19 protein-coding genes are annotated in these 25,421 nt (G+C 67.4%); 11 read left to right on the plus strand and 8 right to left on the minus strand.

The genetic code is table 11. The features are described 5' to 3' along the window. Positions 1–58: 58 nt before the first annotated feature. On the minus strand, positions 59–2,137 hold the full coding sequence (locus NCW75_11860) for a thioredoxin family protein (protein ID UYV11988.1): 2,079 nt from the start codon (positions 2,135–2,137) through the stop codon (positions 59–61). Between the two features lie 209 nt (positions 2,138–2,346). Between NCW75_11860 and fliM the strand changes: the two genes are divergently transcribed. From fliM to NCW75_11895, 7 genes are all read left to right on the plus strand, one after another. After that, positions 2,347–3,360, plus strand: coding sequence for a flagellar motor switch protein FliM (gene fliM, locus NCW75_11865; GenBank protein UYV11989.1), 1,014 nt, complete (start codon positions 2,347–2,349; stop codon positions 3,358–3,360). A gap of 389 nt (positions 3,361–3,749) precedes the next feature. Next, positions 3,750–5,273, plus strand: coding sequence for a transcription termination factor NusA (gene nusA, locus NCW75_11870; GenBank protein ID UYV11990.1), 1,524 nt, complete (start codon positions 3,750–3,752; stop codon positions 5,271–5,273). A 71-nt stretch (positions 5,274–5,344) separates the two neighbouring features. Then, the gene (gene infB / locus NCW75_11875) at positions 5,345–8,182 is read left to right on the plus strand and encodes a translation initiation factor IF-2 (GenBank protein UYV11991.1); all 2,838 of its coding nucleotides are present in this window, start codon (positions 5,345–5,347) and stop codon (positions 8,180–8,182) included. 20 nt (positions 8,183–8,202) lie between these two features. Then, positions 8,203–8,589, plus strand: a complete 387-nt coding sequence (locus tag NCW75_11880; protein UYV11992.1) for a DUF503 domain-containing protein — start codon at positions 8,203–8,205, stop codon at positions 8,587–8,589. After that, entirely contained in the window at positions 8,586–9,002 is a 417-nt protein-coding gene (gene rbfA, locus NCW75_11885) for a 30S ribosome-binding factor RbfA (GenBank protein UYV11993.1), read from the plus strand. Before NCW75_11880 ends, rbfA begins: the two co-directional genes overlap by 4 nt. Next, the gene (locus NCW75_11890) at positions 8,999–9,628 is read left to right on the plus strand and encodes a hypothetical protein (GenBank protein UYV11994.1); all 630 of its coding nucleotides are present in this window, start codon (positions 8,999–9,001) and stop codon (positions 9,626–9,628) included. The genes rbfA and NCW75_11890 overlap by 4 nt, the downstream gene beginning before the upstream one ends. A gap of 84 nt (positions 9,629–9,712) precedes the next feature. Beyond that, positions 9,713–10,486 (plus strand): YebC/PmpR family DNA-binding transcriptional regulator, encoded by a 774-nt coding sequence (locus NCW75_11895; GenBank protein UYV11995.1) that lies wholly within the window; start codon positions 9,713–9,715, stop codon positions 10,484–10,486. A 6-nt stretch (positions 10,487–10,492) separates the two neighbouring features. Here NCW75_11895 and NCW75_11900 read toward each other — a convergent pair whose 3' ends face one another. Together NCW75_11900 and NCW75_11905 are read right to left on the minus strand one after the other, a co-directional pair. Next, positions 10,493–10,888, minus strand: coding sequence for a hypothetical protein (locus NCW75_11900; protein UYV11996.1), 396 nt, complete (start codon positions 10,886–10,888; stop codon positions 10,493–10,495). A gap of 3 nt (positions 10,889–10,891) precedes the next feature. Beyond that, complete coding sequence (locus tag NCW75_11905) at positions 10,892–12,178, minus strand: VCBS repeat-containing protein (GenBank protein ID UYV11997.1); 1,287 nt, start codon at positions 12,176–12,178, stop codon at positions 10,892–10,894. Positions 12,179–12,581: 403 nt separating this feature from the next. Between NCW75_11905 and NCW75_11910 the strand changes: the two genes are divergently transcribed. Further along, a complete protein-coding gene (locus NCW75_11910) occupies positions 12,582–13,301 on the plus strand; it encodes a hypothetical protein (GenBank protein ID UYV11998.1) in 720 nt (239 codons plus the stop codon). Between the two features lie 23 nt (positions 13,302–13,324). Here NCW75_11910 and NCW75_11915 read toward each other — a convergent pair whose 3' ends face one another. Together NCW75_11915 and NCW75_11920 are read right to left on the minus strand one after the other, a co-directional pair. Continuing rightward, positions 13,325–13,765, minus strand: a complete 441-nt coding sequence (locus NCW75_11915) for a hypothetical protein (GenBank protein UYV11999.1) — start codon at positions 13,763–13,765, stop codon at positions 13,325–13,327. Positions 13,766–13,801: 36 nt separating this feature from the next. After that, a complete protein-coding gene (locus NCW75_11920) occupies positions 13,802–15,817 on the minus strand; it encodes an ABC transporter ATP-binding protein/permease (GenBank protein UYV12000.1) in 2,016 nt (671 codons plus the stop codon). Positions 15,818–15,933: 116 nt separating this feature from the next. Between NCW75_11920 and NCW75_11925 the strand changes: the two genes are divergently transcribed. Continuing rightward, positions 15,934–17,535 (plus strand): dicarboxylate/amino acid:cation symporter, encoded by a 1,602-nt coding sequence (locus NCW75_11925; GenBank protein ID UYV12001.1) that lies wholly within the window; start codon positions 15,934–15,936, stop codon positions 17,533–17,535. A 483-nt stretch (positions 17,536–18,018) separates the two neighbouring features. Here NCW75_11925 and NCW75_11930 read toward each other — a convergent pair whose 3' ends face one another. After that, positions 18,019–19,761 (minus strand): methylmalonyl-CoA mutase family protein, encoded by a 1,743-nt coding sequence (locus tag NCW75_11930; protein ID UYV12002.1) that lies wholly within the window; start codon positions 19,759–19,761, stop codon positions 18,019–18,021. A 165-nt stretch (positions 19,762–19,926) separates the two neighbouring features. Between NCW75_11930 and NCW75_11935 the strand changes: the two genes are divergently transcribed. Further along, positions 19,927–20,727 carry a hypothetical protein gene (locus NCW75_11935; GenBank protein ID UYV12003.1) on the plus strand — a complete coding sequence of 267 codons (801 nt, stop codon included), beginning with the start codon at positions 19,927–19,929 and terminating at the stop codon, positions 20,725–20,727. Positions 20,728–20,730: 3 nt separating this feature from the next. On the opposite strand, the gene NCW75_11940 is transcribed toward NCW75_11935, so the two are convergent. Together NCW75_11940 and NCW75_11945 are read right to left on the minus strand one after the other, a co-directional pair. After that, complete coding sequence (locus NCW75_11940; protein UYV12004.1) at positions 20,731–21,183, minus strand: MarR family winged helix-turn-helix transcriptional regulator; 453 nt, start codon at positions 21,181–21,183, stop codon at positions 20,731–20,733. Between the two features lie 458 nt (positions 21,184–21,641). Further along, positions 21,642–23,378: a 30S ribosomal protein S1 gene (locus NCW75_11945; protein UYV12005.1), complete on the minus strand. Its 1,737-nt coding sequence runs from the start codon at positions 23,376–23,378 to the stop codon at positions 21,642–21,644. Positions 23,379–24,028: 650 nt separating this feature from the next. Here NCW75_11945 and NCW75_11950 point away from each other — a divergent pair. Next, positions 24,029–25,420: a Glu/Leu/Phe/Val dehydrogenase gene (locus tag NCW75_11950; protein UYV12006.1), complete on the plus strand. Its 1,392-nt coding sequence runs from the start codon at positions 24,029–24,031 to the stop codon at positions 25,418–25,420. The last annotated feature ends 1 nt before the right edge of the window (position 25,421 follow it).

Below are 25,421 nucleotides of genomic sequence, written 5' to 3' on the forward strand. Positions count from 1 at the left end.
GACGTTTTACGTTGTGCCTCACTTCTGGAGTAAAACTCGTGGGGGGGTAAGAGGGGGGTCAGTTTGCTTTGGCGACTTCCTGAGCATCTTGCTCGCCCTTGCCCAGCGCGATGGCGTTCATGACCGTGCCCGTGTCGTACGCGTTACTCATCCAGGGAGTCGTTCCGTCGATGCCGGGGCCGTAGATCGCCAGCACCGGCGGAGCCTTCTGGTTCAGCTCACGCATCAGGTCCCACCCGGGCAGGCGCGTGCTGGTCAGGTCGGCCTTCATCATCACCACGTCGTCGTCGCGCAGCCTCGAATGGACGGGCTCAACGCCGAGGACCTGCTTCTCGAGCGCTTTGCAATTGATGCACCAGTCGGCAGTGAAGTCGACCACCACCACGAATCCTTCTTCGCGAGCGCGGGCCAGCAGGTCGGGCGAGTAATCGACCCAGGTGCTCGTCAGGATCGCATCCGCCCCGCCCTCGCCCCTGGCCTCGGCGATGCGTGCCTCTCGCTCGATGTAATCTTCCTTGGCGCTGCCGGTCACATCGAGCGCGAACAGGACAACACCAACGGCCACCACGAGGCCGAGCACGCCGAACACCCCTCGCTTTGGCAGGCTCTTGGTAATCTGCATGGTTCGTACAGCAAGCCAGAGGCATGCGATCGCGACGAACACCGCCGCCGCCCACCAGTGGAGTTGGCGGCCGATCCACGGCATGTCGAGGATGAGCGCTTGAAGGCCCGACGCGATGAAGTACCCGGCCGCTCCGAGGAGCAGCAGCCCCATCACCTGCTTGACCAGTTCGCTGGCGGGCCCGGTCCGCGGGATGACGGCAACCCACTTCGGATTCAGCGACAGGATGAGGTAGGGCAGCGCCATGCCCACGCCGAGCGAGCCGAAGATCAGCATCGTCACGTGCGATGGGAACGCGGCCGCGGCTGCCAGCAATGCCCCAGCCACCAGACCGAAGCACGGCAGCCCAAGCACGCCGGTCATCACACCAAACACGAACGAACCCCAAGGCGAGTCGGCCTTCGGGTTCACCTTGTACACCGACTGAGGCAGTTGCATGGTGAACAGGCCCATCAGCCCGATCGACATGATGGCGATGATCACGCCCACGCCAAACGTGAACCACCAGATACCAAAGATCGCGCCAACGGCCTTGCTCAAGAACGCCGCGGGCACGCCCAGCCCGACCCAGAACGCAACAACACCCAACGCCATCCAGACGCCCAGCATCAGCGTCTTGCCGGGCGAGCCGGCGTGCTGCGAGAGCGTCATAACCTTGATCGGGATCACCGGCAGCACGCAGGGCGTCAGGTTCAGCACGAAGCCGCCCAGGATGCCCATCAGCATGATGCCCACGATGCCGCCGGCCGATTCGGGACTGGGCACGGCGATGATGCCCAGGAACTTGTTCTGCGTGTCGGCCGAACCAGGGGGCGAGGCGGCCTCGGCATCGCCGGCGGGCATCTCGGTTGATTCGGGCTCGACCTCGGCGCCGTCGACAACTTCGGAACCGCTCATCACCGCCAGGGCGATGGCGTTGTCGATGGTCGATGATTCGATCGCCGAGGCCTCGGCGGGCGCTTCGCCCGAGCCAAACGCGGGCAGGCTGGCCACCACGTCGGCATCTTCGGGCGGGAAGCACACGGTCTCGTTGCACGCCTGATAGCTCACAACCATTTCGAGCGTGCGGGCTTCGGAGGCGGCCTCGCGGTCGATCAGCACGGGCACGAACACCACCGCGGCGCCCGAATACACGGGCACCTCGATCGGGTCGCCCATGCCGGTCGGGTCGGGCACGGGGTAGGGCTTGGGCGACGGCCATTGGATCTCACCGATCGACAGCACCGCGCCGCCGGTTGTCACCGAGACCTCGGTACGGATGGCGAACGCTGCAACATCTTCGGGCAGCACATCCTGATCAGCGCTGGGCCAGCTATGGAGCCCGCTGGGGTGGTCCATGGTGACGGCCACCATCGCCACCAGCGCGCCCTCGTCGGCTTGCCTCGGGGCCCACCACGCCTTGGCCGACATCGCGACCGAGTCATCCCCCCCGAACCCCATGGGCTGGGCAAGAGCATTTGGGATCATGAGCCCGATCAGTATCGCAACAACGCCAACGACCGTGAGATTCCGCATGCGAGCCCTCCGCGGCCTCGCGGGCCGCCGGTTTCCATCATCTCTGGAGTGCCCAGTGTAATCCTCGCTGGGCTTAGCGTGTTCCCGATTCTCGTTCTAGATTTGGCCCGCCTCTTGCGAGCGGGTTCCTCAAGCCCCACCCGCTGGGGGGCCGATGCAACCGCTGCGCGGGTGTGGCCCCGCCCCACGCCCCGGCTCCGAGACCCTCCATGGACGTTCTGGACCAAAACGAGGTCGATGCCCTCCTCGCGGCGGTGAACACCGACCAGGTCGAGGAGGAGGCGCCCCAGGCCCAGATCTTCAGCCGCTACCACCGCGACTTCGATGAGATCGAGGTCCGCAACTACGACTTCAAGCGGCCCGAACGCGTCAGCAAGGACCAAATGCGGGCGCTGCAGACCCTGCACGAGCAGTTCGCCCGGAATTTCGGGGCATCGTTATCGGGCTTTCTCAGGACCATCGTCGAGGTCAAGGTCGCCACCTGCGAGCAGATGACCTACGGCGAGTTCATCAGCGCACTGCCCAATCCCACCAGCTTCAACCTGATCGAGAGCGAGGCGCTGGCCGGCCAGATCTGCATGGAGCTCAGCCCGCTGATCATCTACCCGATCATCGACCGGCTGCTGGGCGGCACCAGCCAGGACCTGTTCATCCCCCAGCGTCCGATGACTCTTATTGAGAGCCGGCTGATCAGTAACGTCACCAATCGCGGGCTCGAGGCCATGAGCGAGGCCTGGGCCGGCGTGGCGCCGATGACCTTCGATATCAAAGCCACCGAGAGCAACCCCCAGCTCGTGCAGATCGTGCCGCCCAACGAGGTGGTGGTCGTCGTGGGATTCGAGCTCAAGATGTCCAACCGCGCGGGCACCATGAGCTTGTGCATTCCTTACAATGCGATCGAGCCCGTGATGGACGCCGTGAGCGCCCAGACGTGGTTCTCCCAGGGCCAAGGAAGCCGGTCGGCTGGTCTGGAGAGCCGCCTGAGCGAGTCGCTGGCCGCGGCTGGTGTGTCGGTCTCGGGCATCCTGGCCCGCACCACTATCAGTCTGCGCGATCTGGCGACCATGGCCGTGGGCGACCTCATCATGACCGAGACCCCCGCCACCAAGCCCATGGTCCTGTCCGTCGAGGGCGAGCGCAAGTTCCTGGCCCACATCGGCCAGCACCGCAACAAACGGGCCGTGCGCATCGACCGGCCGGTGACGCGGACCGACCGCGAGTAGGGCCCCATGACCGGGGCCATCTCCCCAGTTTTAGTTGACTCGGATGGGCCCCGTTCGCTACGATGCCCTTGCTATGAGCCACGCCAGGACTCATTTCGGCCCCTCGCAACCGCCCGTTGTCGGCGAGAGCGGGGGTGCTGGGCTGAGCCGGGCATGGAAGGGTTGCTGCCGATGATGTGAGTGTTCGGCACATCCTGTACGTTCATCGGAGGGTGTTTCGGCACCCGCGGCGAGCGGTTTGTGGCCGGGTCATGAGCGCATTGGGCGTCTTATGGCCCGGGTTGTTGTTGGCGGATTTCCGCCGCTGGATTGGTCTCGACACGCATCGGTTTCGACAAGCTGGCAATATGGACATGGGACGCCCCACAGGGCGTCGGAGGAAGCGGACGTTGAACGGCCCAGAAATGCTCAGGATCCTCGACTCGATCGCACGCGACCGCAAGGTCGAGCGTTCGGTGCTGGTTGCCGATCTCGAGCAAGCCATGGTGAGCGCGGCGCGCAAGCACTTCGGCTCGCTCGACCTGGAAGAGTTTGATTGCTCGGTCGACCAGCTCAGCGGCGAGATCGCCCTGACGCGGCACGGCGAGCCCGTGGAGCTCAACCCGCAGGACCTGGGCCGCATCGCCGCCCAGACCTTCAAGCAGGTCATGATCCAGAAGTTCCGCGAGGACGAGCAGACCAGCCTGTACGACCGCTACCACACCCGCGTGGGCCAGATCGTGACCGGCACCGCCCAGCGCTACGAGCGCGGCGGGCGGCTGGTGGTCTCGCTCGACGCGGGCGAGAGCGAGATGCCCCGGCAGGAGCAGATCCCCGGCGAGCAGTTCAGCCCGGGCGATCGCGTTCGTGCGATGATCCTCGACGTGAAGCGCGACGGTTCGGCCACGCGCGTCATCGTCAGCCGCGCCCACCAGGACTTCATCCGCCGTCTGTTCGAGGTCGAGGTGCCCGAGGTGATGGAGCGCATCATCGAGGTGAAGGCCATGGCGCGCGAGCCGGGCCAGCGCACGAAGATCGCGGTGAGTTCCATCGACAGCCGCGTGGACGCCGTGGGCGCCTGCGTGGGCGTGCGGGGCAGCCGCATCAAGAACATCGTCGATGAGCTCAACGGCGAGAAGATCGATATCGTGCGCTGGAATGAGTCCAGCCAGATCCTGATCCAGAACGCGCTCAAGCCCGCCGAGGTTGCCGAGATCAGCCTGTGCTTCGAGCTCGGCCGCGCCACCGTGGTGGTGCGTGACGACCAGCTGAGCCTGGCCATCGGCAAGCGCGGGCAGAACGTGCGGCTGGCCGCCAAGCTGACCGGCTGGGACGTGGACATCCTTACTCCCGAGGAGTTCACCAAGAACCTGGAGATCATGTCGACCACGCTCCAGCAGATCGACGAGATCGACGAGAAGATGGTCGACCGCCTGGCGGCCCTGGGCATGATCAGCGTGTTCGACGTCGAGGAGATCGGCGCCGAGATGCTGGCCACCGAGCTGGAGCTGAGCCCCGAATTGGCCGCCAAGGCCGTCGAGCTGGCCAGCGAACGCGCGAAGGTGGTGGCCGAGGAGCAGGCCCGGGAGAAGGAAGAGGCCGAGAAACGCCGCCTCGAAGAGCAGGCCCGGATCGCCGCGGGCGAGGACCTGCTGGGCCCCGAGGGCGCGCCCGACGCAGACAGCGCGGCGGCGGCCATCCTGGGTGGCGGCGGCGGCAGCGCTGCCGACACGCCATCGGCCTCCGATTCGGCCCCCGATAGTGACGGGTCGGCCGGCGGTGATGGCGGCAGCATGGGTAGTGGTGGTGAGGCTTCGTCCGAGGGGACCGAGGCTCCCGAGAGCTCTGAAGAAAAGGGCACTCCGGAGCAGCCCCAGGGCGAAGAGAACGACAGCAACGGCGATAGCCGTGCCGCGGAGATCCTCGGCGGCTGAGTGACAGAAAGAAGAGTGCCCCTTGGGGGCCCCCGGTGGATTGTGTGGGGCTCGGGCGCATGGAGTGACGTTTGGCTAAGCGTGTGTTCGAGGTTGCGAAAGAGCTGGGGGTTGCCTCCAAGGCCGTGGTACAGAAGTGCCGCGACGAGGGCATCCCCGAGAGTGTCATCAAGAACCACATGTCCACCATCTCGGTTGGGCTCGAGGCGACGGTGCGCGAGTGGTTTAGCGAGGGCGAAGCGCCCGCGCACACCGCTGTAGAGACGTCCAACCGTGTCGACCTGGAGAAGGTTCGCGCCAAGCCCCGCGCCCGCAAGAAGGCCGCCAAGAAGGTCAGCGCCGAGAAGGCCGATGCGCCCGAGGCCTCGACCGGCACCGCCGTAGCCGAGCCGCCCAAGCGCGCCGCACGTCCGGCGTCCGACGCGGCCAGCCCGAGCGAACCACCGAAGGACGGCGCGCCCGAGGACAAGCCCGCCCAGCCGGCCGCGAAGACCGAGGTGCTCGACAAGCCAGAGGCAACGACCGAGCCCCAGGCCGGACCAACAGCACCCGCCGCCGAGCCTGTCGCACCGGTGGCAAGCCCGGAGGCGGACACCGGATCGGCTCCAGTGCAAAAAGGCACCGACAGCGACGGTGGCCAGCAAGCCGCCGCGAGCGCGCCCGCCCAGAAGCCGGCCTCGCCCGCGCCGCAGAACGTGCCGACCCGGCCGACGGTGGTCAAGCCCGCTGGCCCGATGATCGACCAGCACGAGAAGACGCCGGTGAAGCTCAGCGGCCCGAAGATCGTGCGCGTCGAAGCGCCCGAGCAGGTCGATACGCGCCCACGCGGGCGCGGCGGGCCACGCGGTGGTGGTGGCCCCGGCGGTGGCGGCGGATTCGGCGGTCCGGGTGGCCCCGGCGGTCCGATGCCCCCCAGCGACGGTGGCGGTCGGCGCGGCGGCCCGAGCTCGCGGCGGCGCGGCCGCAACGAGCCCCAGCAGGGCGGCAGCGGCATGTGGCGCGAGCAGGACCTCATCGAGCGTGAGGCCAAGCTGCAACAGGCCGGCGGCTACCTGCGCAAGCGGCGCCAGGATCTGGCCCGCGGCGCGGGTCAGCAGAACCGCCCGCAAAGCGCGGCCGAGGCCGGCGGCACGGTGAAGATCACCGCGCCGTTCACGATCAAGGACCTGTCGGCGGCCACGGGCGTCAAGGGTGCCGAGATCGTCAAGAAGCTGTTCATGCAGGGCATCATGGCCCAGATCAACGGTGGCATCGAGGTCGAGAAGGCCCAAGAGATCATGATGGACTTCGACATCGAGCTCGAAGTCACCGCCGCCAAGAGCGCCGAAGAGGCCGTCGCCGCCCAGTTCGACGAACGAACGAACGTCGACGAGCGCCCGCGCGGCCCGGTGGTCACCATCCTGGGCCATGTCGACCACGGCAAGACCAGCCTGCTCGACAAGATCCGCAACGCCAAGGTGGCGGCCGGCGAGGCCGGCGGCATCACCCAGGCCACCAGCGCCTTCCGCGTGCCGGTTCGCGTGGGCGACGACCAGGAAGCCAAGCAGGTCGTGTTCATCGATACGCCGGGCCACAAGGCATTCACCGCCATGCGCTCGCGCGGTGCCAACGTGACGGACATCGTGGTGCTGGTGGTGGCGGCGGACGACGGCGTGATGCCCCAGACCATCGAATCGATCAGCCACGCCAAGGCGTCGGGCGTGCCCATCGTGGTGGCGCTCAACAAGATCGATCGGCCGGCCGCGACCGATGCCAAGATCCAGGAGATCCTGGGCCAGCTCGCCCAGAACGACCTGAACCCCGTCGACTGGGGCGGCGACGTCGAGGTCGTGCGCACCAGCGCCCACACCGGCGAGGGCATCGACACGCTGCTCGAGACTTTGGACCTGCAGGCCCAGATCCTCGAACTCAAGAGCGACTTCGGCGGGGCGGCCCGCGGCACGGTGGTCGAGGCCCAGATGGAGCCCGGCCGCGGTGCGGTGATGAACGTGCTGCTGCAGGACGGCGCCCTCAAGGTGGGCGACTTCATCGTTGCCGGCCGGGCGTTCGGCCGCGTACGCGACATCACCGACGACAAGGGCCAGCGCCTCAAGGAGGCGCACCCGCCCATGCCGCTGCAGGTCACCGGCATCGACGTGCTGCCCGACGCGGGCGACAAGTTCTTCATCGCCACGAGCCTGAAGGAGGCCCAGAACGCCGCCGAGCAGCGCCGCGCCCGCGAGCGCGAGGAGCAGCTGGCCCAGCCGGCGATGACCCTCGACCGGATGTTCAGCCAGATGGCCGAAGCCGAGCTCAAGGAGATCGTCGTCGTGCTCAAGGCCGACGTGCAGGGCTCGGTGGATGTGCTCAAGGCCGAGATCGAGGGCGTGTCGACCGAGGAGATCAAGGTCCGCGTCATCCACGCGGCCGTCGGCGGCGTCACCGAGAGCGACGTGCTGCTGGCCGAGGCGTCCAAGGCCGTCATCGTGGGCTTCAACGTCATCCCCTCGGGCAAGGCCCGCAAGGTGGCCGAGAGCAAGGGCGTGCAGATCCGCACGTACGACGTGATCTACCACATCACCGAGGACATGCACAAGGCCGCCGAGGGCCTGCTCGACCCCGAGCTCCGCCAGGAGGTCCTGGGCCACGCCGAGGTGCGTGCGGTGTTCAAGGTCTCGAAGGTCGGCACGATCGCGGGCTGCTACGTCACCGACGGCGTGGTTCAGCGCGACGCGCTCATCCGCGTCACCCGCAGCGACATCGTCATCGAGAACGATCGCAAGCTGAGCCAGCTCAAGCGCTTCAAGGACGACGCGAAGGAAGTCCGCGCCAACATGGAGTGCGGCATGAAGATCGACGGCTACGACGACATCAAGGAAGGCGACATCCTCGAGTGCTACAAGCAGGTCGAGGTGAAGCGCACCCTTTGACCGGGTTGGTGGCGTAAATCATGGTCATCGGCGTCCTCCAATTCGAGCTGCTCGTGCCCGGGGCCGAATCCCTCAAGGACAAGCGGGCCGTGGTGCGCTCGGTGCGTGACAAGCTCAGCCACGAGCTGCGCATCAGCGTGGCCGAAGTCGGGGGCCACGACAACCACCAGGTCGCCGTGATGGGGGCCGCCCTGGTCGCCACCGATGGCCCCCGCGCCCACGAGCGGCTCGACAGGCTGTGGAACCGGCTCAAGGAGCTCCGCGACGGGCAGATCGGCAGCGTCCGCCGCGAGATCGTCGTGCCCTCGCGTGAGGAGGACGTGCCGCCCCACGAGCCAGACGCCGAGTCGCTTGCCACCGAGATGCTCGAACACTTCTCACACCATGAAGAAGGCGGCCAAGCATGAGCATCCAGAACGACCGCCTGTCCTCCTCGCTCCTCCGCGGCGTGCAGCAGCGGCTGGCCCGAGGCCTGCAAGACCCTCGCGTCCGCGGGCTCATCACCGTCACTAAGGTTGAGGTCACCAACGACGGCAAGCTGGCGACCATCGGCGTCAGTGTGCTGCCCGCCGAGCACCAGAAGCTGACCGTCCACGGCTTGCAGAGCGCCGCCAGGCACATCCGCCGGGACGTGGCCGACACCATCCGCACGCGCACCATGCCCGAGTTCCGCTTCGTCGAGGACGACGGGCTCAAGAAGCAGGCCGAGGTGCTCGCGACCCTGGCCAAGGTGCGCGAGGAGATGGACGCGAAGGAAGCGGAATCGGGCGAGGCCGATGCCAGGCCCGAGGATGAGCCCGGCGAGGGCACCCAGCCATGAACCACCCCGTCGCCGACACGCAGCGCAAGCTCGAGACGTGGCTGGAGAGCGTCCCCGTGGCACCCGCGCCGGATCCGGCCGCGCTTCTGCCCGGTGCCATCGACATGCCCACCGCCGAGTTGGTCTTTTCGATGCTTGTCTGGGAAGCGGGCGTGCCCGCGGCCGTGAGCGCCGCGCGCCGGCTGGCCGAGCAGTTCGTCGACATCAACGAGCTGCGCGTCGCCCTGGTCAGCGAGATCGAGGACACCATCGGCCTGACCGACGTGTACGCCACCGAGCGGGCCCAGACCATCACCGACACGCTCTACCACGTGTTCGATACCGAAGACGCCGTCAGCATCGACCGCGTCGCCCGGGCCGGCGCCCACGAGGGCCGGCCCTACCTCGAAGCCATCGAGGGGCTGCCCACGTTCGTGGCCGACCGGGTGTCGCTGCTGGTGTTCGGCGAACCCCACGTGCCCATCGACGACCGGCTCCGGGGCGTGCTGGTCGAGCGGGGCATCATCTCGACCGAGACCCCCGCCACCGACGCGGCCGACCTCATCACCCGCTGCTGCCCGCCCGACGACGCCAAGGGCTTCTATCTGAGGCTGGAGGCGGCGGCGTGCCGGCTGGCACGAATCTGACCCCACGCGACACTAGAATCACCACGAGATCGGCCGCGATTCGCAACGGCCACGAGAGACATTGGCGCAGCCAGGGAGCAGCACGTGGCCGGACATAGCAAGTGGGCGAACATCAGGCACCGCAAGGCGCGGCAGGACAAGAAGCGCGGCACGATCTGGAGCAAGTGCTCCAAGGCCATCATGGCCGCCGCCCGCGCGGGCGGCGGCGACCCCGAGACCAACCTGGCCCTGCGCTACGCCATCGACGAGGCCCGCTACGCCAACATGCCCAAGGACACCATCCAGCGGGCGGTGGACAAGGGCAGCGGCGCGGCCGAGGGCGAGGGCTTCGCCGAGATCACCTACGAGGGCTACGGCCCCGGCGGCGTGGCGATCATCGTCGACACCCTGACCGACAACCGCACCCGCACCGTCAACGACCTGCGCTACATCTTCAGCAAGGCCGGCGGCACACTGGGCAACACCGGCAGCGTCGCGTTCATGTTCGAGACCAAGGGCCGCATCTTCATTGAAGCGAGCAAGGCGACCGAAGAGCAACTGATGGAGGCCGCCCTGGAAGCGGGCGCCGAGGACATCGAAGCGCCCGAGGCCGACGGCGACGGCAATCCAGACGAAGAGGGCTTCTGGGTCATCTCGACCGAGCGCACCGGCTACCACGCGGTGCGGCAGGCCTTGGAGAGGGCCGAGATCGAGGTGAGCGAGGGCGGCATCGACAAGATCCCCAACGTCATCGCCAAGCCCACCGAGGAAGAAGCCGTCAAGCTCATGAACCTCATCGACGCCATTGAGGACAACGAGGACGTGCAGAAGGTGTACCACAACCTCGATGAGGACATGGCGGCGGAGGCGGCGGAGTAGTCCCGCTCACACGTTCGGCACGTGCTCCCCCAACATCCAGAGCACCACGCCCAGTTGTGCCAGCAGCACGAGCATCTGCATCACGATCGCCGCGCGAGCTGGCCGTTGGGGCGCCGCTTGCTCGCGCCCGCGCGCCGCGATCGCGGTCGCGAGCATGCCCAGCGCGACGGCTATCGCCGCGAAGAGCCCGATCGCATAGACCGGGAACAGGCTGAACCACGGCCCCCACTGGCCCGAGGCGATGCAGCCCCACAACGTCGCCACCGGCACACCCGCCAGGGCGGCCATCACCAGCCCCGCCACCGCCATGGCCCGCCACCGCGACCGCCAGCCGGCGGAGACGCCCACGCCGCAGGAGACCAGAGTCGCGATGGCGGCCACCCAGAGCATCGGGGTAGGCACGCCTCAGCAGCCCGCGTCGAACGCGTTCTGGAACACCAGGAAATCGAAGATGGTCAGCGCGCCGTCGTTGTCGAAATCGGCCACGGGCGAGTGGCGGTCGAAGAGGTTCTGGAACGCCAGGAAGTCGAAGATACTCAACTCGCCGTCGCCGTCCAGGTCGGCGGCGCAGGGCGTGCAGCGGTTGATGAAGACGCTCAGGTCATCGCTGGCGCGGTTGGCGGTGATCACCTCGGCCCGGCCGTCGCCGGTGAGGTCCTCGGCCAGGGCCCAGCGGGGCGTCGAGCCAGTAGACATCACCACCGGCTCGGAGAACCGCCGGTCGCCGACGTTCCGCAGCAGGCCGATGGTGTCGCTGTCGGTGTTCGCCACGACGAGGTCCACGCGGCCGTCGCCATCAAGGTCGGCCGCCGACGCGCTCCACGGGCCAAGCCCGCCGCCGCCAAAGTTCTGGGCAATGGTGAACGTGCCGTCGCCGCGCCCGAAGGCGACCGCGATGGCGTCCAGCCCGCGCACGGGGGCGAGCAGGTCCTGGTGGCCGTCGCCATCGACATCCGCCAGGCGCACGCGGAAGGGGCTCTCGCCCACCGCCACGCGGCCGGCGCTCGCAAGCTCGCCCTCGGCCGTGCCCAGCAGCACCGACACGTCGCCGTCGAGGCTGTTGGCCACCACCACGTCGCCCCGCCCGTCGCCGTTGAGGTCGCCCGAGTCCATCCCCTCGGGCCGCTGGCCCACGGGGAACGTCACCTGCGGCCGGTACCCGCCCTCGCCGTCGGCGATCAGCACCGAAACGTTGTCGTGATCGCGGTTGGCGATGACCAGGTCGACCCCGCCGTCGCCGTCGACGTCGGCCGCGGCCAAACCCACCGGCCCGCGGCCGGCCGAGAAGCGCCGCTCGGGGCCGAACGAGCCGTCGCCGTTGCCCAGGTACACCGTGACGTCGCGGCCGGAGATGTTGCACGCCGCCAGGTCGGCGTGGCCGTCGCCGTCGAGGTCGGCCGCGATCAGGCCGGCGGGGAAGTTGCCCGCCCCCAGCACCAGCGGCAGCGCGAAGCGGGCCGGGGCGGTGGCCAGCAGCACGCTGATCCGGTCGCCGATGGCGTCCGAGCTGGCCAGGTCTTGGAGCCCGTCGCCATTGAAGTCGGCGGCGACCACGGCGTTGGGCCCATCGCCCGCGGCCACGCGCCGCTCGACGCCCAGGGTGCCGGCGATATCGCAGTGCTGGGCCATCGCCCACGCGGGCGCGGCAGCGAGGGCGAGCAGGGCGGGGGCGAGTCGGATGGTCGTGGGCATGGCGGGATCCTCTCGGGGGTCCTCTCGGGTCGGTGCCCGCCAGTATACCGACAGACGCGGCAAACCGGCCCCCGATCTGGTCACGGCGGCGCAACGACGGACCGAAAACCCCCACGAACCCGCCAGCGACGCCCCGAATCCCGCCAGACACCGCGCAATCCTGGCGAGCAACGCGGCGCTGCTGGGGGAACTTTCCGCTTTTCCCCCCAGCGAAGCCGCTTCTCCGCCCCCACTTCCCGGGTTCCAGCCCGGCGTTGCGGCCCGCCAGGGCTGTTGGGCCACGTTCTCGGCGAGCCCGGCCGCCTTCGTCTCAAGCGAAGCCGCCCCCGGCTCGATGTTCCTGTTGGGCACGCCCGCGCGGGCCAGCACCCGGGCCAGCTCGCGGGCGAACAGGACACCAGCCATGCCGACCGATCCGACCTCTGCCGACACCACCCCGCACGTGCCGACCATCCCCAAGGAACTGCCACGGGCCATCGACTGGGTGCGGATCCACGCCGCCGGGTGGGCCCAGCCGGGCGTGGCCGAGCAGATCGGGCTGCGGGTCCAGGGCGTGGCCGAGCTGGAGGGGCTCGCGGGCGAAGCCGCCGACGCCCTGGCCGAGTACCGCCGGGCCGAGGCCGAGCTGGCGGCGCTGGGCCAGCGGTACCGGTTGCTGGCCCGGGCCATGCGGGCCAACGCCAGCGGCCAGGTGGCCCAGATCCGCGGCTACGCCCGGGCCAGCGGCGAGCCTGGGGCGGTGTACGCGGCGGCGAAGATCTGCCGCCCGGCGACGCGCGGGGCGGCCCCGGCCCCCGGCACGGCCACGCGATTCACGACGAGGCTCCTGCCCGACGGCGGGTTGGAGGTCGCCTTCCGCTGCCCCCACCCCAAGGGCGTCGAGCACGTGACCTACACCGTCGAGCGGCGCGTCGGAGGCCAGGTGGGGGGGCGGGGCCCCTTCGAGTACCTCACCACCACCGGCGAGCGACGCTTCGTCGACGACGCCGTGCCCGTCGGCGCGGGGCGGGTCGACTACCTGGTGCGGGCGCGGACCTCGACGCGCGAGGGCAAGCCGGCGATGCACCAGGTGCGGCTGGGGACGGTGCGCGAGGATGCGCGCGTGCACGGGGCCGCGGCGTAGCGACCGCTCGACGATCAACCCGTTCAGCTCCACGGCAGCCGCGGCACAACCCACACGAGCGTGAAGAAGCCCTGCCCCAGGGCCAGCAGCGCGTGCGCGAGGACCAGCCGCAGCACGTCTTCGAGCATCCAGCCGCCGCGCGTTGGTGGGCCGATGACCGCGTCGGGGTCGCTGCGCGATTGCACCATGCAGCCCACCGCCACGACCACGATCGCGAAGGCCCAGAGCATGCCCAGGAGGTTGCCGAGGGCCGACCACGCCGCGACGCGTTCCCATCCGTCGAAACGGCGGGGGTCGCCGGGATAGGCGTGGGCCAGACGGATCGCGACCATCGACCAGATCATCAGCCCGTTCACGAGCAACGTGATCGAAGACATCGCTCGCCAGAGCCCGCGCGACACGACCACGGCGGCGACGCCGGTCCCGATCGCGGCGAGGGCGAGGGCGCTGGCCAGCAGGTCCATGCGGGCAGCCTAGCCGGTGACGGGGGCATCGGCGTGCTATGACCCCGCGACGGCGTCCTCTTCGAGGTCCTCCACCTGCGCCTGCACCAGCCCCGCGTACGCCCCACCCCGCGCCAGCAACTCCTCGTGCGTGCCGACCTCGGTGAGCTGGCCCTTGTGCAGCACGACGATGGCGTCGGCGTGGCGGATGGTGCTCAGGCGGTGGGCGATCACGAACGTCGTGCGCTCGCTGGTGAGCTGGGCCAGAGCGCGCTGGATCAGTCGCTCGCTGTGGGTGTCCAGGTTGCTGGTCGCCTCGTCCAAGATCAGAACCTTGGGGTCGGCCAGCACCGCCCGGGCGATGGCGATGCGTTGCTTCTGCCCGCCGCTGAGGCGCACGCCCCGCTCGCCGACGATGGTGCCGTAGCCTTCGGCCAGCTCGTCGATGAACTCGTCGGCGCTCGCGATGCGCGCGGCCTCGCGCACCTGGTCTTCCGTCGCCCAGCGACGGGCATACGCGATGTTGTCCATGATCGAGCCGTCGAAGAGGAACACGTCCTGCTCGACCACGCCCAGCAGCGCCCGGTAGCGGTCCACGTCGATGTCGCGCAGATCGACACCATCGAGCAGCACGCGGCCCTTGGTTGGGTCGTAGAACCGGGCCACGAGGTTGCACAGCGTCGTCTTGCCAGAGCCACTCCGCCCGACGAGCGCGATCGTCGAGCCGGCGGGGATGTCCAGGTTGATGTCCTTGAGCACGTACTCGGGCTCGGCGTTCTCGTCCTTGGCCTTCTTGCTGGCCGGGTACGCGAACCACACGCTCTCGAGCGCGATGCGGCCGTGGACGTGGGCGGGCATGCTGGCCGCGCGATCGCGGGTCTCGGCGAACTCGCGGGGCTCTTCGAGCAGGTCGAGCGAGCGGTCCAGGCCCGATAGCGCGTTCTGGATCTGCGTCGCGCTCGCCGCCAGTGCTTCGATCGGACCCAGCAAGTACAGCAGGTACACCGAGAACATCATCACGTCGCCGATGGTCATCGTGCCGCCCAGCACGGCCGCCCCGCCGTAGAGCAGCACGCCCGCGCTCGCCGCGGGGATCATCACCGCCCACACCAGCTCGACCGTCCGGCTCCACCACCAGGCCAGCAATTCCTGCCTGGCCATCAGGTGGACACCGCCGGTGAACCGAGACGCCTCCTGCTGCTCGCGATGGAACCCACGGACGACTCGCGCCCCGCCGAACGCCTCGGTCGCGTGGGCGTCGATGTCGCTCCTGGTCTTACGCACGTGCCGATAGATCGGCCGGATGCGGGCGATCCACGCGCGGTGCGTCACCCACACCACGGGCAGGATGAGCAACGCCCCGGCAAGCATCCGCCAGTCGACGACGGCCATCGCCACGAGCGCGCCCAGCAGCGTGACCACCGCGCGCCAGGGGTTGTAGATCATCCCAAACAACAATTCGGCCGCCGCGCCGGCGTCTTCCCTCAGGATGCTCGACACTCCGCCGCTGCGCATGGCGTGCACGCGGTGCAGGGGCAGTCTCGCGGCGTGCTCGAACACCCGCCGCCGCAGCATCGCCTGCACGCGCTTGGTCATGCGCGTCATCTGCCAGCGGCCCCAGATGCCAAAGCCGACGGCCAGCACCGAGACGACCATCATCGCCCCGCTGAGGATCAGCAACGCCCGCCAGCGCAGGCCCCTGAGCTCCGCCTCGCCCATAGAGCCCAAGGACTCCATCGCCCGCTCACGTCGCAGCTCGGGCAGATACTCGGCCAACCCCATCAATCCGGGTTCGGTGCTCAGGATGTAATCCAGCGCGATCTTGGTCGACAGCGGCAGCAGCAGACCAAGGCCCGTGGCGATGGTCAGGCTGACCAGCGCCGCCGCGACCATGCCGTGGTGGCCGCGGCACAGCTTCCAGAATTCGCGGGCCAGCGTGCCGAAGCCGCGGGTGCGTTTGCCCTTCTTGGCCAGCGGGTCGGCCGAGGCCTCCTTGGGCTCCGCCCGCTTCTCGCGCTCCTTGGCGAGATAGTTCTTGAATCGACGACTGCTGACCTGCTGGTTCCTCGCCACGCACAATGGTATGGGCGGGGGTAACGATTCGCGAACGCGGCCGCATAGTGTTGCGGGAATCACTAGCCCAACGCGGAAGTCCATCGCGGATAAGAACGCACTCGCAGGAGGTTCCCATGGCCGACGCCGCCCCAGCCAAACCACGCCGCAAGGGCCTGGCCCTCCACTGGCAGATCATCATCGGCCTCGTAGCCGGCATCGTCGTGGGCCTCATCATCAACCTGGGCTGGACCAGCGGCACGTGGACGTCGATGGGCGTCGACCACGTGCCCGCATTCCTCGACAAGGACGCGTCGGCCATGGTGCCCGTCACCGGTCTGGGCAGCGAATCGCTCGAAGCCATCCCCAACCAGGACACCATCCGCGCATTGGCCGAGAACGCCGATCGCCCGGACCTGGCCGACCGCAAGCCCCTCAGCCTGACCGAAGCCGAGGCCAACGCCATCGGCCTGGACATGAAGCCCGCCAACGAGGATGCGAACGTCCTCGCCCACACCGCCCGCTTCATCCGCAACGCCAACCTCTTCGTGGGCGACCTCTTCATGCGCAGCCTGCGCTTCATCGCCGTGCCCATCGTGCTGTTCAGCCTCATCGTGGGCGTCAGCACGCTGAACAACCTGACCAAGCTCAGCCGCATCGGCGGCAAGACCATCGCGATCTACCTCGTCACTACGGCCGTGGCGATCTCGCTGGGCCTGGTGATCGCCAACCTCGCCCGCCCGGGCTCATTTGTGCCGCAAGAGACCCGCGATCGCCTGCTCAGCGACTACCAGGACGCGGCCCAGGGCGGGGTCGCGCGCGCCGCGGCTGCCGAGGGCATGAGCGCGTGGGAGCGCATCGTCGACCTCATCGCCGCCAACCCCTTCGCCGCCATCGCCGAGGGGAACATGCTGCAGATCGTGATGCTCGCCCTGCTCATCGGCATTGGTTTGAGCCTGATCCTGCCATCGGAGGCCAAGCCCGTCGTCGACTTCTGCGACGGCATGACCAAGGCGGTCATCAAGCTCGTCGAGCTCTTGATGCTCACCGCCCCCATCGCCGTGTTCGCCTTGATCGTCAAGGTGATCGCCGATCTCGGGCTCGAGGTTCTCGGTGCGCTCGCGGTCTACAGCCTGTGCGTGGTGGGCGGGCTCGCGCTCATGGTGTTCGTGGTCTATCCGATCGTCCTCAAGGTCTTCACCGGCGTCGGCCCGGCCCGGTTCTACAAGGCCATCGCCCCCGCGCAGCTCCTGGCGTTCAGTAGTGCCAGCAGCAGCGCGACGCTGCCGGTCACGATGGAGTGCGTCGAGAAGCGGCTGGGCGTCAACGACGAGGTCTCCAGCTTCGTGCTGCCCCTGGGCGCCACCATCAACATGGACGGCACCGCCCTCTACCAGGGCGTGGCCGCCGTCTTCATCGCCCAGCTCTACAGCATGAATCTCGGCATCGGCGACCAGCTCGCCATCGTCGGCACCGCCACGCTTGCCTCCATCGGCACCGCGGGCGTGCCGGGCGCGGGCGTCATCATGCTGGTCATCGTGCTCCAGAGCGTGGGCGTCCCCCTCGAGGGCATCGCCGCCATCCTGGGCGTCGACCGCCTGCTGGACATGTGCCGCACCACCTGCAACGTCACCGGCGACGCGATGGTGGCGACGGTGGTGGCGGGGACGGAGGGGGAGTTGGCGGGAGTGGAAGAGGTGGAGCGGCGGTTGGGGGTGGATGAGTCGCCGGGCAACTAGCTCATACAAGGATCACTCATACATCATCAGTCAGCCGCTTCAGCCAAGTTCTCTGCCGCTCGGACTCGTTCTGCGTGACTTCAGAGTTCGTAGCCTTCACTCGGGACCGGCTCAATGCGGCCTCCAATTCATTCCGATGCCGCGCGATCCACTCGATCCCCTTTGACAATGTCAGCGGCTCATCAACTACCCCGGATAGCCGACGCCGTGCAGCCCATGCTACCCAGTCCTCGATTATGAACATGTGACTTGGAGTCTTGGGGCTTCCAAGTTTGAAATAGTGAATCGATCGATCTCGCACTACATCCAACAGCAGTCGAGATCCGATCCTGCATCTCACTTCATAATCCCCAAATGACTGAGGACTATAAGACACGAGGACACAGTCTGCATCAGTAATGCCGCACCGCTGGAGTTGATCTTCAACTTCTTGCAATGGCGTCTGGTTCAACGTCAGCACTCAAGCTACGCGAAAGGCAGGCCCTACCACTCCGGCCCCCCCGCATACCTCCCATAAATATCCGCCATCGCCTGCACCATCTCCCCGAGCGTCGCGTTCGCGAGCGCGCCCTCGATCAGGTGCGGCATCACGTTCTCGCCCTGCTGGCAGGCCGTGCGGATGGCGTCGAGGGCCTTCTTCGTCTCGTCGGCGTTGCGGCGGCTCTTGAAGTCGCTTAGGCGGTCGAGCTGGGTGGTCTCGACCTCGGGGCCGATCTGCAGGATGTCGATGGGCCGGCCCTCGCTGTCGTCCTTGTACTCGTTCACGCCCACGATGATGCGGTCGTGCGCCTCGCACTCTTCACTGAAGCGATAACTCGCCTCGGCGATCTTGCGGCGGAAGTAGCCCTGGTGGATGCCCTCGACCACGCCCCCGTACCCACCAATTGGCTTGCCGCCGGTGGGCTTGGCGTCCTCACAGCCCTTCCACACACCGCCGCCCATGGCGTCGATCTCGCCGATGTAATTGAGCGCCTGCTCCTCGACCTCGTCGGTCAGCGCCTCGACGAAGTAGCTGCCTCCCAAGGGGTCGACCGTGCGCGTCACGCCGGTCTCGTGGGCCAGGATCTGCTGCGTGCGGAGCGCGACCGTCACGGCCTGCTCGGTGGGCAGGCCCAGCGTCTCGTCCATGCTGTCGGTGTGCAGGCTCTGGCAGCCGCCCAGCACGCCGGCCATGGCCTGGTAGGCCACGCGCACGATGTTGTTCAGCGGCTGCTGCTCGGTGAGGCTGCACCCGGCCGTCTGCACGTGCGTCTTCATGTACCACGAACGATCGCTCTTGGCGCCGTACCGCTCTCGCATCATGCGGGCCCAGATGCGCCGCGCCGCCCGCAGCTTGCAGACCTCCTCGAAGAACTCGTTGTGGCTGTTGAAGAAGAAACTGAGCCGCGGGCCGAAGCTGTCGATGTCGAGCCCTCGCAGCAAGCACGCCTCGACGTATTCCATGCCGTCACGCAGGGTGAAGGCCAGTTCCTGAGGGCCCGTGCTGCCCGCCTCGCGGATGTGGTAGCCGCTGATGCTCACCGAGTTCCACTTGGGCATGTGCTTGGCCTGGAACTCGATGGTGTCGACGACGAGTTTGACCGAGGGCTCGGGCGGATAAATGAACTCGTTCTGGGCGTGGAACTCCTTGAGGATGTCGTTCTGCAAGGTTCCGCCAAGATCCGCGATATCGAACCCGCGCTGCTTGGCCATCGCCAGGTACATCGCCCAGATCACCGCCGCCGGCCCGTTGATGGTCTGGCTGATGGTCACCTGATCGATGGGGATGTCGGCGTACAGCCGGTGCATGTCCTCGATGGTGTCGATCGCCACGCCGCACTTGCCCACCTCGCCGACGCTCAGCGCGTCATCGCTGTCGCGGCCCATCAGCGTCGGCAGGTCGAAGGCGGTCGAGAGCCCGGTGTTGGCCTTGGTCTTGGTCGTCGCGCCCGCGTTGAGCAGGTACTTGAACCGCTGGTTGGTGTCGTCGGCACTGCCGAAGCCCGCGAACTGCCGCATCGTCCACAGCCGGCTGCGGTAGCCCTGGGGGTACAGCCCGCGCGTGTACGGATACTGCCCCGGCTCGCTGATGTCGCGGTCGTAGTTCTGCAGCGAGGTCGCGGGGTTATCGGGCCCATACATCTGGTCGAGCACGATGCCCGAGATCGTGACGGCGGCCGGGTCGACGGTGGTTTGCCCGTTGCTATCCAGGCCAGTGCCGGTGATGCTGGTGTTCGCGGTGGTCATGGTCGTCTCCATAGGCCCGAATGCGGGCCGGGCGGCCAGTAAAGTCTCTCTCCGAATCCGTCCTCAAGTATACGTCCAGGGGCCGGACAGCCCGCAAAAAAGCACGGCCGGTAGGGTTCTACTGACCGCCGCAACGAAGCCATGCAGCGGGATGTATGCATTGCTATGAAGACCGCCGCACTCGCCGCCGCCCTGAGCATCCCCGCCGCCGCCCTTGCCCAGGATGAGATCTGGATCAACCACGAGGGCGACGCCGCACTGGAGGCCACCGGCTTCGCCTCGAGCGCCGTGCGCATGCCCGACTCGCTGCGCATCGCCGCCGATGACTTTGCCATCGGCGCGCCCACCACCACCACGATCACCGAGATCGTGTTCTACTCGGTGTGGATCGACCCGCCTGTAATCCTGGGCGGGGACTGGTACATCTACGAGTACGACGAGCGCTCCGGAGCGCCGGGCGCGCTCATCGTGGGCGAGGCCGACGCCGCCATCGAGGTCGAGCCGAGCGGGCTGACCAGCGCCAGCTTCGGCACCATCTACCGCAACTCGATGACCGTCAACGTGCAACTCGATACGGGCCGCTACTTCCTGGGCTTCCGCACCCACTGCGCGCCCGGGGCCGGCAAGCCAGTGAACGCACCGCTGCACCCCGAATGGACCAACGGCGACGCCACGGCACAGTGGAACTTCTCGGTCTTCGAGAGCGGCGACGCTCTCGAAGACTGGGTGCCGATGACCGTCTTCAACCCCACGCCCAAGGAGTGGGCCTTCGAGCTCTACGGCACCGTCGCCCTCGACTGCGCCGCCGACCTCGACATGGACGGCGCCCTGACCATCTTCGATTTCCTCATGTTCCAGAACCTGTTCGACGCCGGCGACCCCATCGCCGACTTCGATGGCGACGGTGAGCTCACGATTTTTGATTTCCTGGCGTTCCAGAACGCCTTCGACATGGGTTGCCCGTAAGGCTCAGTCCTTCGCCAGCGCGTCGGCGAGCTTCTGCAGCACCCCGCACACATCCGCGCCCAACCGCTCGGACACCTCACGCTGCGCTGCCTCCCAGTGCGGTACGGCGTCTTGAAGCAACTGCCTGCCGTCGGCGGTGAGCGTGTAGCGACGCACTCGCTTATCGGCTTCGCAGTCCGCGCACTCGGCCAAGCCCCGCTCGACCAATCGATCAAGGTTCCGGCTCAGCGTGCTCGTGTCGGTGTGCGTTGCCTCGGCCAGTTCTCGCTGGCTGGGCTGGCCCAGCTTGGCCAGGGTGCCGAGCAACGCTATCTGCGTGCCCCGCAGGCCGACCTCCCGCAGCCGCTCGTCGAACACGCCCGCAACGAGCCGATCGGCCTGGCGGATGGCCGACGCCAGGCAGCCCGTGAAGGTGGCCGCGAGTTGCTGATCGTCTTGCGTGGGTGGTGCTGGCATAGAGGACTCCAACAGAGACCAATCGATGCACATGCAAGTATATTCCCGGACGAGCCTCGTTCGTTGCGGCGTCGCCTCTCGGCAACATGATGCACGACAGCGTTGCGTAGGGCCACCACACCCACGTCCGATACGCTCCGACACGGTCCCAGAACCCAGGGATTTCGTGGTTATCACCCACTTTCGGCTTTGGCACCGGGGTTGAAGGTGTACTAACGAGCCGTCCCGGGTGCGGGCCGGCGACAACATCAGAGAGGGTAGAAAATGAAGAACGTCTTGAAGGTCTCCGACAGCGGCAAGCGGATCATGCTCCTTACGGTGCTCAGCTTCATCGCCCTTATGTGAGCCCAACGAGGCCCTGGCGCAAGCCTGGGCTCCGGGGGCTCGCAATCTCATGCGCAAACAAAAAGCCCGGGCTTGCGCCCGGGCCTCGTTGCGTTGATTTGGAACCTACAAGATCAGAGCTCGATCTTGTTGGTGCCCATCGCGTCGTGGTCGTCCATGCCGCCTCGGGTTGGGCCCGGGTCGGCGGTGTAGGAGCCGTCGCCCGCATCGCCCCACTGGGCACGCTTCAGGCTCAGGCCGATCTTGCGATCGCTGATGTCCACACGCAGGATCTTCACGTCGACCTCGTCGTTGGCCTTGACCACCTCCTGGGGGTCTTCGACCTTGTGGTCGGCCAGCTCGGAGATATGCAGCAGGCCCTCGAGATCGTCCTCGAGCTCGACGAACACGCCGAAGTTGGTGATCTTGGTGACCTTGCCTCGCACGACCATGCCGGGCTGGTAGGCACCGGGGATGGCGTTGAGCCAGGGATCCTCGGTGAGCTGCTTGACGCCCAGGCTGATGCGCTGCTTCTCCTGGTCGACGTCGAGCACCACGCACTTCACGTTGTCGCCCTTGGTGACGATCTCGTTGGGGTGGGTGACCTTCTTGGTCCAGCTCATGTCGCTGACGTGCAGCAGACCATCGATGCCCGGCTCGATCTCGATGAACGCGCCGTAGTTGGCCAGGTTCCGCACCGAGCCCTCGATGATGGTGCCGGGAGGATACTTCTCGGCCACCAGCTCCCAGGGGTTCACCTCGGTCTGCTTCATGCCGAGGCTGATTTCCTGCTTGTTCTTGTCGATGTCCAAAACGACAACGTCGACCTCGTCGCCCGCGTTGACCACCTCGCTGGGGTGGTTCACGCGACGCGTCCAGCTCATCTCGGAGATGTGGACCAGGCCCTCGATGCCATCTTCCAGACGCACAAAGGCGCCGTAGGACATGATGTTGACCACCTCGCCGCGGATACGGCTGCCCACGGGGTACTTGGCCTCGATGGCCTCCCACGGGCTGGGGTCCTTCTGCTTGAGGCCCAGGGCGATCTTCTCCTTCTGCATGTCGATGGAGAGGACCTTGACCTCGACCTCGTCGTCGACCTTGAGCATCTCGCTGGGGTGGTTCACCCGGCTCCAGCTCATGTCGGTGATGTGCAGCAGGCCGTCGATGCCGCCCAGATCGATGAACGCGCCGAAGTCGGCCAGGTTCTTGACCTGGCCCTTGACGATCTGGCCCTCTTCCAGGGTCTCCAGCAGGCGCTTCTTGGCGCTGTCGCGCTCCTTCTCGATCAACCGTCGACGGCTAATGACGATGTTGCGGCGCTCGGTGTCGATCTTGAGCACCATCGCGCGGACCGAGCGGCCCACGAAGTCGCGCACGTCGTGCGGGCGTCGCACGTCGACCTGGCTGGCCGGCAGGAACACCGGCACGCCGATGTCGACCAGCAGGCCGCCCTTGATCTGCTTGACGACCTTGCCCTCGACGATGTCGTCTTCCTTGGTGTTGTCGACGATGCGGTTCCAGGCGATCTGGCGATCGGCCTGGCGCTTGGACACCTCAACCACGCCGCTGGAGCCCTCCAGGCTCCGCAGCAGCACGTCGACGGTCTCGCCGATTTTGGGCTCTTCGTCGAACTCGTCCTTGGGCACCAGGCCCTCGCTCTTGAGCCCGACTTCCACCACGACATCGTCACCGGCATAACCGATAATCTTGCCCTTGATGATCTTGCCGGGTTCGAGGTCGGCAATCTGGGTATCCAGCAGGTCGTTCATGTCGCCTTGGGCCACAGCCTCGCCCAGCGCTTCACGAACCATCGCTTCCGCCTCGGTGTCTTCGAGGCCGAGCGATGCGATCAGGGTTTCATCCACCATAAAGTTGTGTCTCTCAGATCGGTCGTGCTCGCTGGAGTCGGGGCCGCCGGGCCACCCGATGCCAATCGACACGCCGCCGTGCCGGCTTGTCATGCCCCGCGGGCACGCCTCACAAGCCGACCCGCCCGAAGGCGGCTGAAGAATCGTTCTTGGTTCCGGGGCGCCACCACAACGCCTAAGGCACGAATCCGGACCGGCGGAACGGGAACTCGATACTAGGCACTCACCATATGGGGTGGCCCGCACTCCCGTTCGGCTCACGGCAGGATAGCCGCCCAGAAAATCGGGCTCGGACGGTGAATAGGCCTCCGATAATGCCCACCACTCGGAGCGCTTTTTCCTTCCATTCCGGCTAGCCTTAGGGCTCAACGCTGCACGCGGAGAACCGGCCGATGGGAACACCGTTGGGCCGATGGCGAGCGGTGGCTGGGGCCTTGGGAATTTCGGGCCCAATCCGGGCCCAAAAAGACCGATACCCAGGGCAGAAAGCACGAGGACGCAGGCGAACGGATGGGCCGCTCGCTCGTAGGTTCGGACTCGTAGGCCAGACATAGTTGACGGGCCGCCCGGAGGGACTCCGGCGGCCGGTCGGGGTTGGCGGACCCCGCACCGGATGGAACCGCCGCATTCACTGTGAGGCAGCCGTAGCAATGACAACGATCGCGACGCAGACCCAAGGCTCGGCGGGGGGGCCCTCCCTCGACGAAGACAACCGCAACCCGGTCTTCGATGAGCTTGGGTTCCCCAAGGATCCCAACAACCTCTACACCCAAACGGTCGGCAGCATGCTGCACGCCGCCGACATGCTGGACCTCCAGCACCGCGTCAAGATCATTCTGGCCCAGCCCAAGAACGAGATCATGGTGCACTTCCCCGTCCGCCTGGACGATGGGCACCACCACCTATTCAAGGGCTACCGCGTCCAGCACAACAACGCCCTGGGCCCCTTCAAGGGCGGCCTGCGATTCCACCCCGACGTCCACCTGGACGACGTGAAGGCGCTCGCCCTGCTCATGACCATGAAATGCTCGCTGGCACGCCTGCCCCTGGGCGGCGGCAAGGGCGGCGTGAAGGTCGACCCCCGCAAGCACAGCGCCGACGAGATGGAGCGCATCACCCGCCGCTTCACCAGCGCCATCATGAACGACATCGGGCCCGACTACGACATCCCCGCCCCGGACGTGGGCACCACGGCCCAGCACATGGCCTGGATCGCCGACACGTTCCAGATGTCCAACAGCAAGACCGCCTACGACGGCCTGCGCGTCGTCACCGGCAAGCCCGTCGAGGTGGGTGGGTCGGTCGGCCGCGAGAAGGCCACCGGCCAAGGCGTGGCCGACGTGATGGCCGAGATCCTGCCCCAGATCAAGATCCCCATCGAGGGGCTGCGCTTCAGCATCCTGGGCTTCGGCAACGTGGGCTCGTGGGCCGCCCGCATCCTGCAAGACATGGGCGCCACGCTCATCGCCGTCATGGACCACTCGGGCGCCCTCCGCTGCGAGACCGGCATCGACGCCCACGCCCTGACCGAGTACAGCTACGAGCACTACGGCATCGCCGGCTTCGAGAAGACCAAGGCCGCCACCGACAGCGGTAAGGGCGGCAAGGGTGCCGACGCCGTCTCGAAGGAAGACTTCTACAGCACCCCCGTCGACGCGTTCATCCCCGCCGCCCTCGAGCAGATGATCGGCCCGCGCGAGGCCGAGATGCTCCAGTGCCGCGTGGTGGCCGAGGGTGCCAACGCCCCGTGTACCCCCGCGGCCGACCGCGTGCTGCAGCGCCGCGGCATCGAGGTGCTGCCCGCCATCCTGTGCAACGCCGGCGGCGTGACGGTGTCCTACTTCGAGTGGGTCCAGAACAAGGCCTGCCAGATCTGGGACGTCGAGACCGTCGACCGCGAGCTGAACAAGGTCATGTGCATGTCGGCCCGCCGCACCCTGCTGGCCCGCCAGCGCTACGAGTGCGACATGCGAACCGCCAGCTACCTGGCCGCCCTCGACCACATCGGCAAGGTCTACAAGACCCGCGGCATCTTCCCGTAAA

This window comes from Phycisphaera sp. (genome assembly GCA_025916675.1).
GTDB lineage: Bacteria > Planctomycetota > Phycisphaerae > Phycisphaerales > UBA1924 > JAHCJI01.

Coding starts and splice junctions, on each gene's coding strand:
- NCW75_11905 (UYV11997.1), bottom strand. CDS start 12,178: ATGCCCACGACCATCCGACTCGCCCCCGCCCTGCTCGCCCTCGCTGCC.
- NCW75_11880 (UYV11992.1), top strand. CDS start 8,203: ATGGTCATCGGCGTCCTCCAATTCGAGCTGCTCGTGCCCGGGGCCGAA.
- rbfA (UYV11993.1), top strand. CDS start 8,586: ATGAGCATCCAGAACGACCGCCTGTCCTCCTCGCTCCTCCGCGGCGTG.
- NCW75_11925 (UYV12001.1), top strand. CDS start 15,934: ATGGCCGACGCCGCCCCAGCCAAACCACGCCGCAAGGGCCTGGCCCTC.
- NCW75_11890 (UYV11994.1), top strand. CDS start 8,999: ATGAACCACCCCGTCGCCGACACGCAGCGCAAGCTCGAGACGTGGCTG.
- NCW75_11945 (UYV12005.1), bottom strand. CDS start 23,378: ATGGTGGATGAAACCCTGATCGCATCGCTCGGCCTCGAAGACACCGAG.
- NCW75_11930 (UYV12002.1), bottom strand. CDS start 19,761: ATGACCACCGCGAACACCAGCATCACCGGCACTGGCCTGGATAGCAAC.
- NCW75_11935 (UYV12003.1), top strand. CDS start 19,927: ATGAAGACCGCCGCACTCGCCGCCGCCCTGAGCATCCCCGCCGCCGCC.
- fliM (UYV11989.1), top strand. CDS start 2,347: ATGGACGTTCTGGACCAAAACGAGGTCGATGCCCTCCTCGCGGCGGTG.
- NCW75_11940 (UYV12004.1), bottom strand. CDS start 21,183: ATGCCAGCACCACCCACGCAAGACGATCAGCAACTCGCGGCCACCTTC.
- NCW75_11950 (UYV12006.1), top strand. CDS start 24,029: ATGACAACGATCGCGACGCAGACCCAAGGCTCGGCGGGGGGGCCCTCC.
- NCW75_11915 (UYV11999.1), bottom strand. CDS start 13,765: ATGGACCTGCTGGCCAGCGCCCTCGCCCTCGCCGCGATCGGGACCGGC.
- NCW75_11860 (UYV11988.1), bottom strand. CDS start 2,137: ATGCGGAATCTCACGGTCGTTGGCGTTGTTGCGATACTGATCGGGCTC.
- NCW75_11910 (UYV11998.1), top strand. CDS start 12,582: ATGCCGACCGATCCGACCTCTGCCGACACCACCCCGCACGTGCCGACC.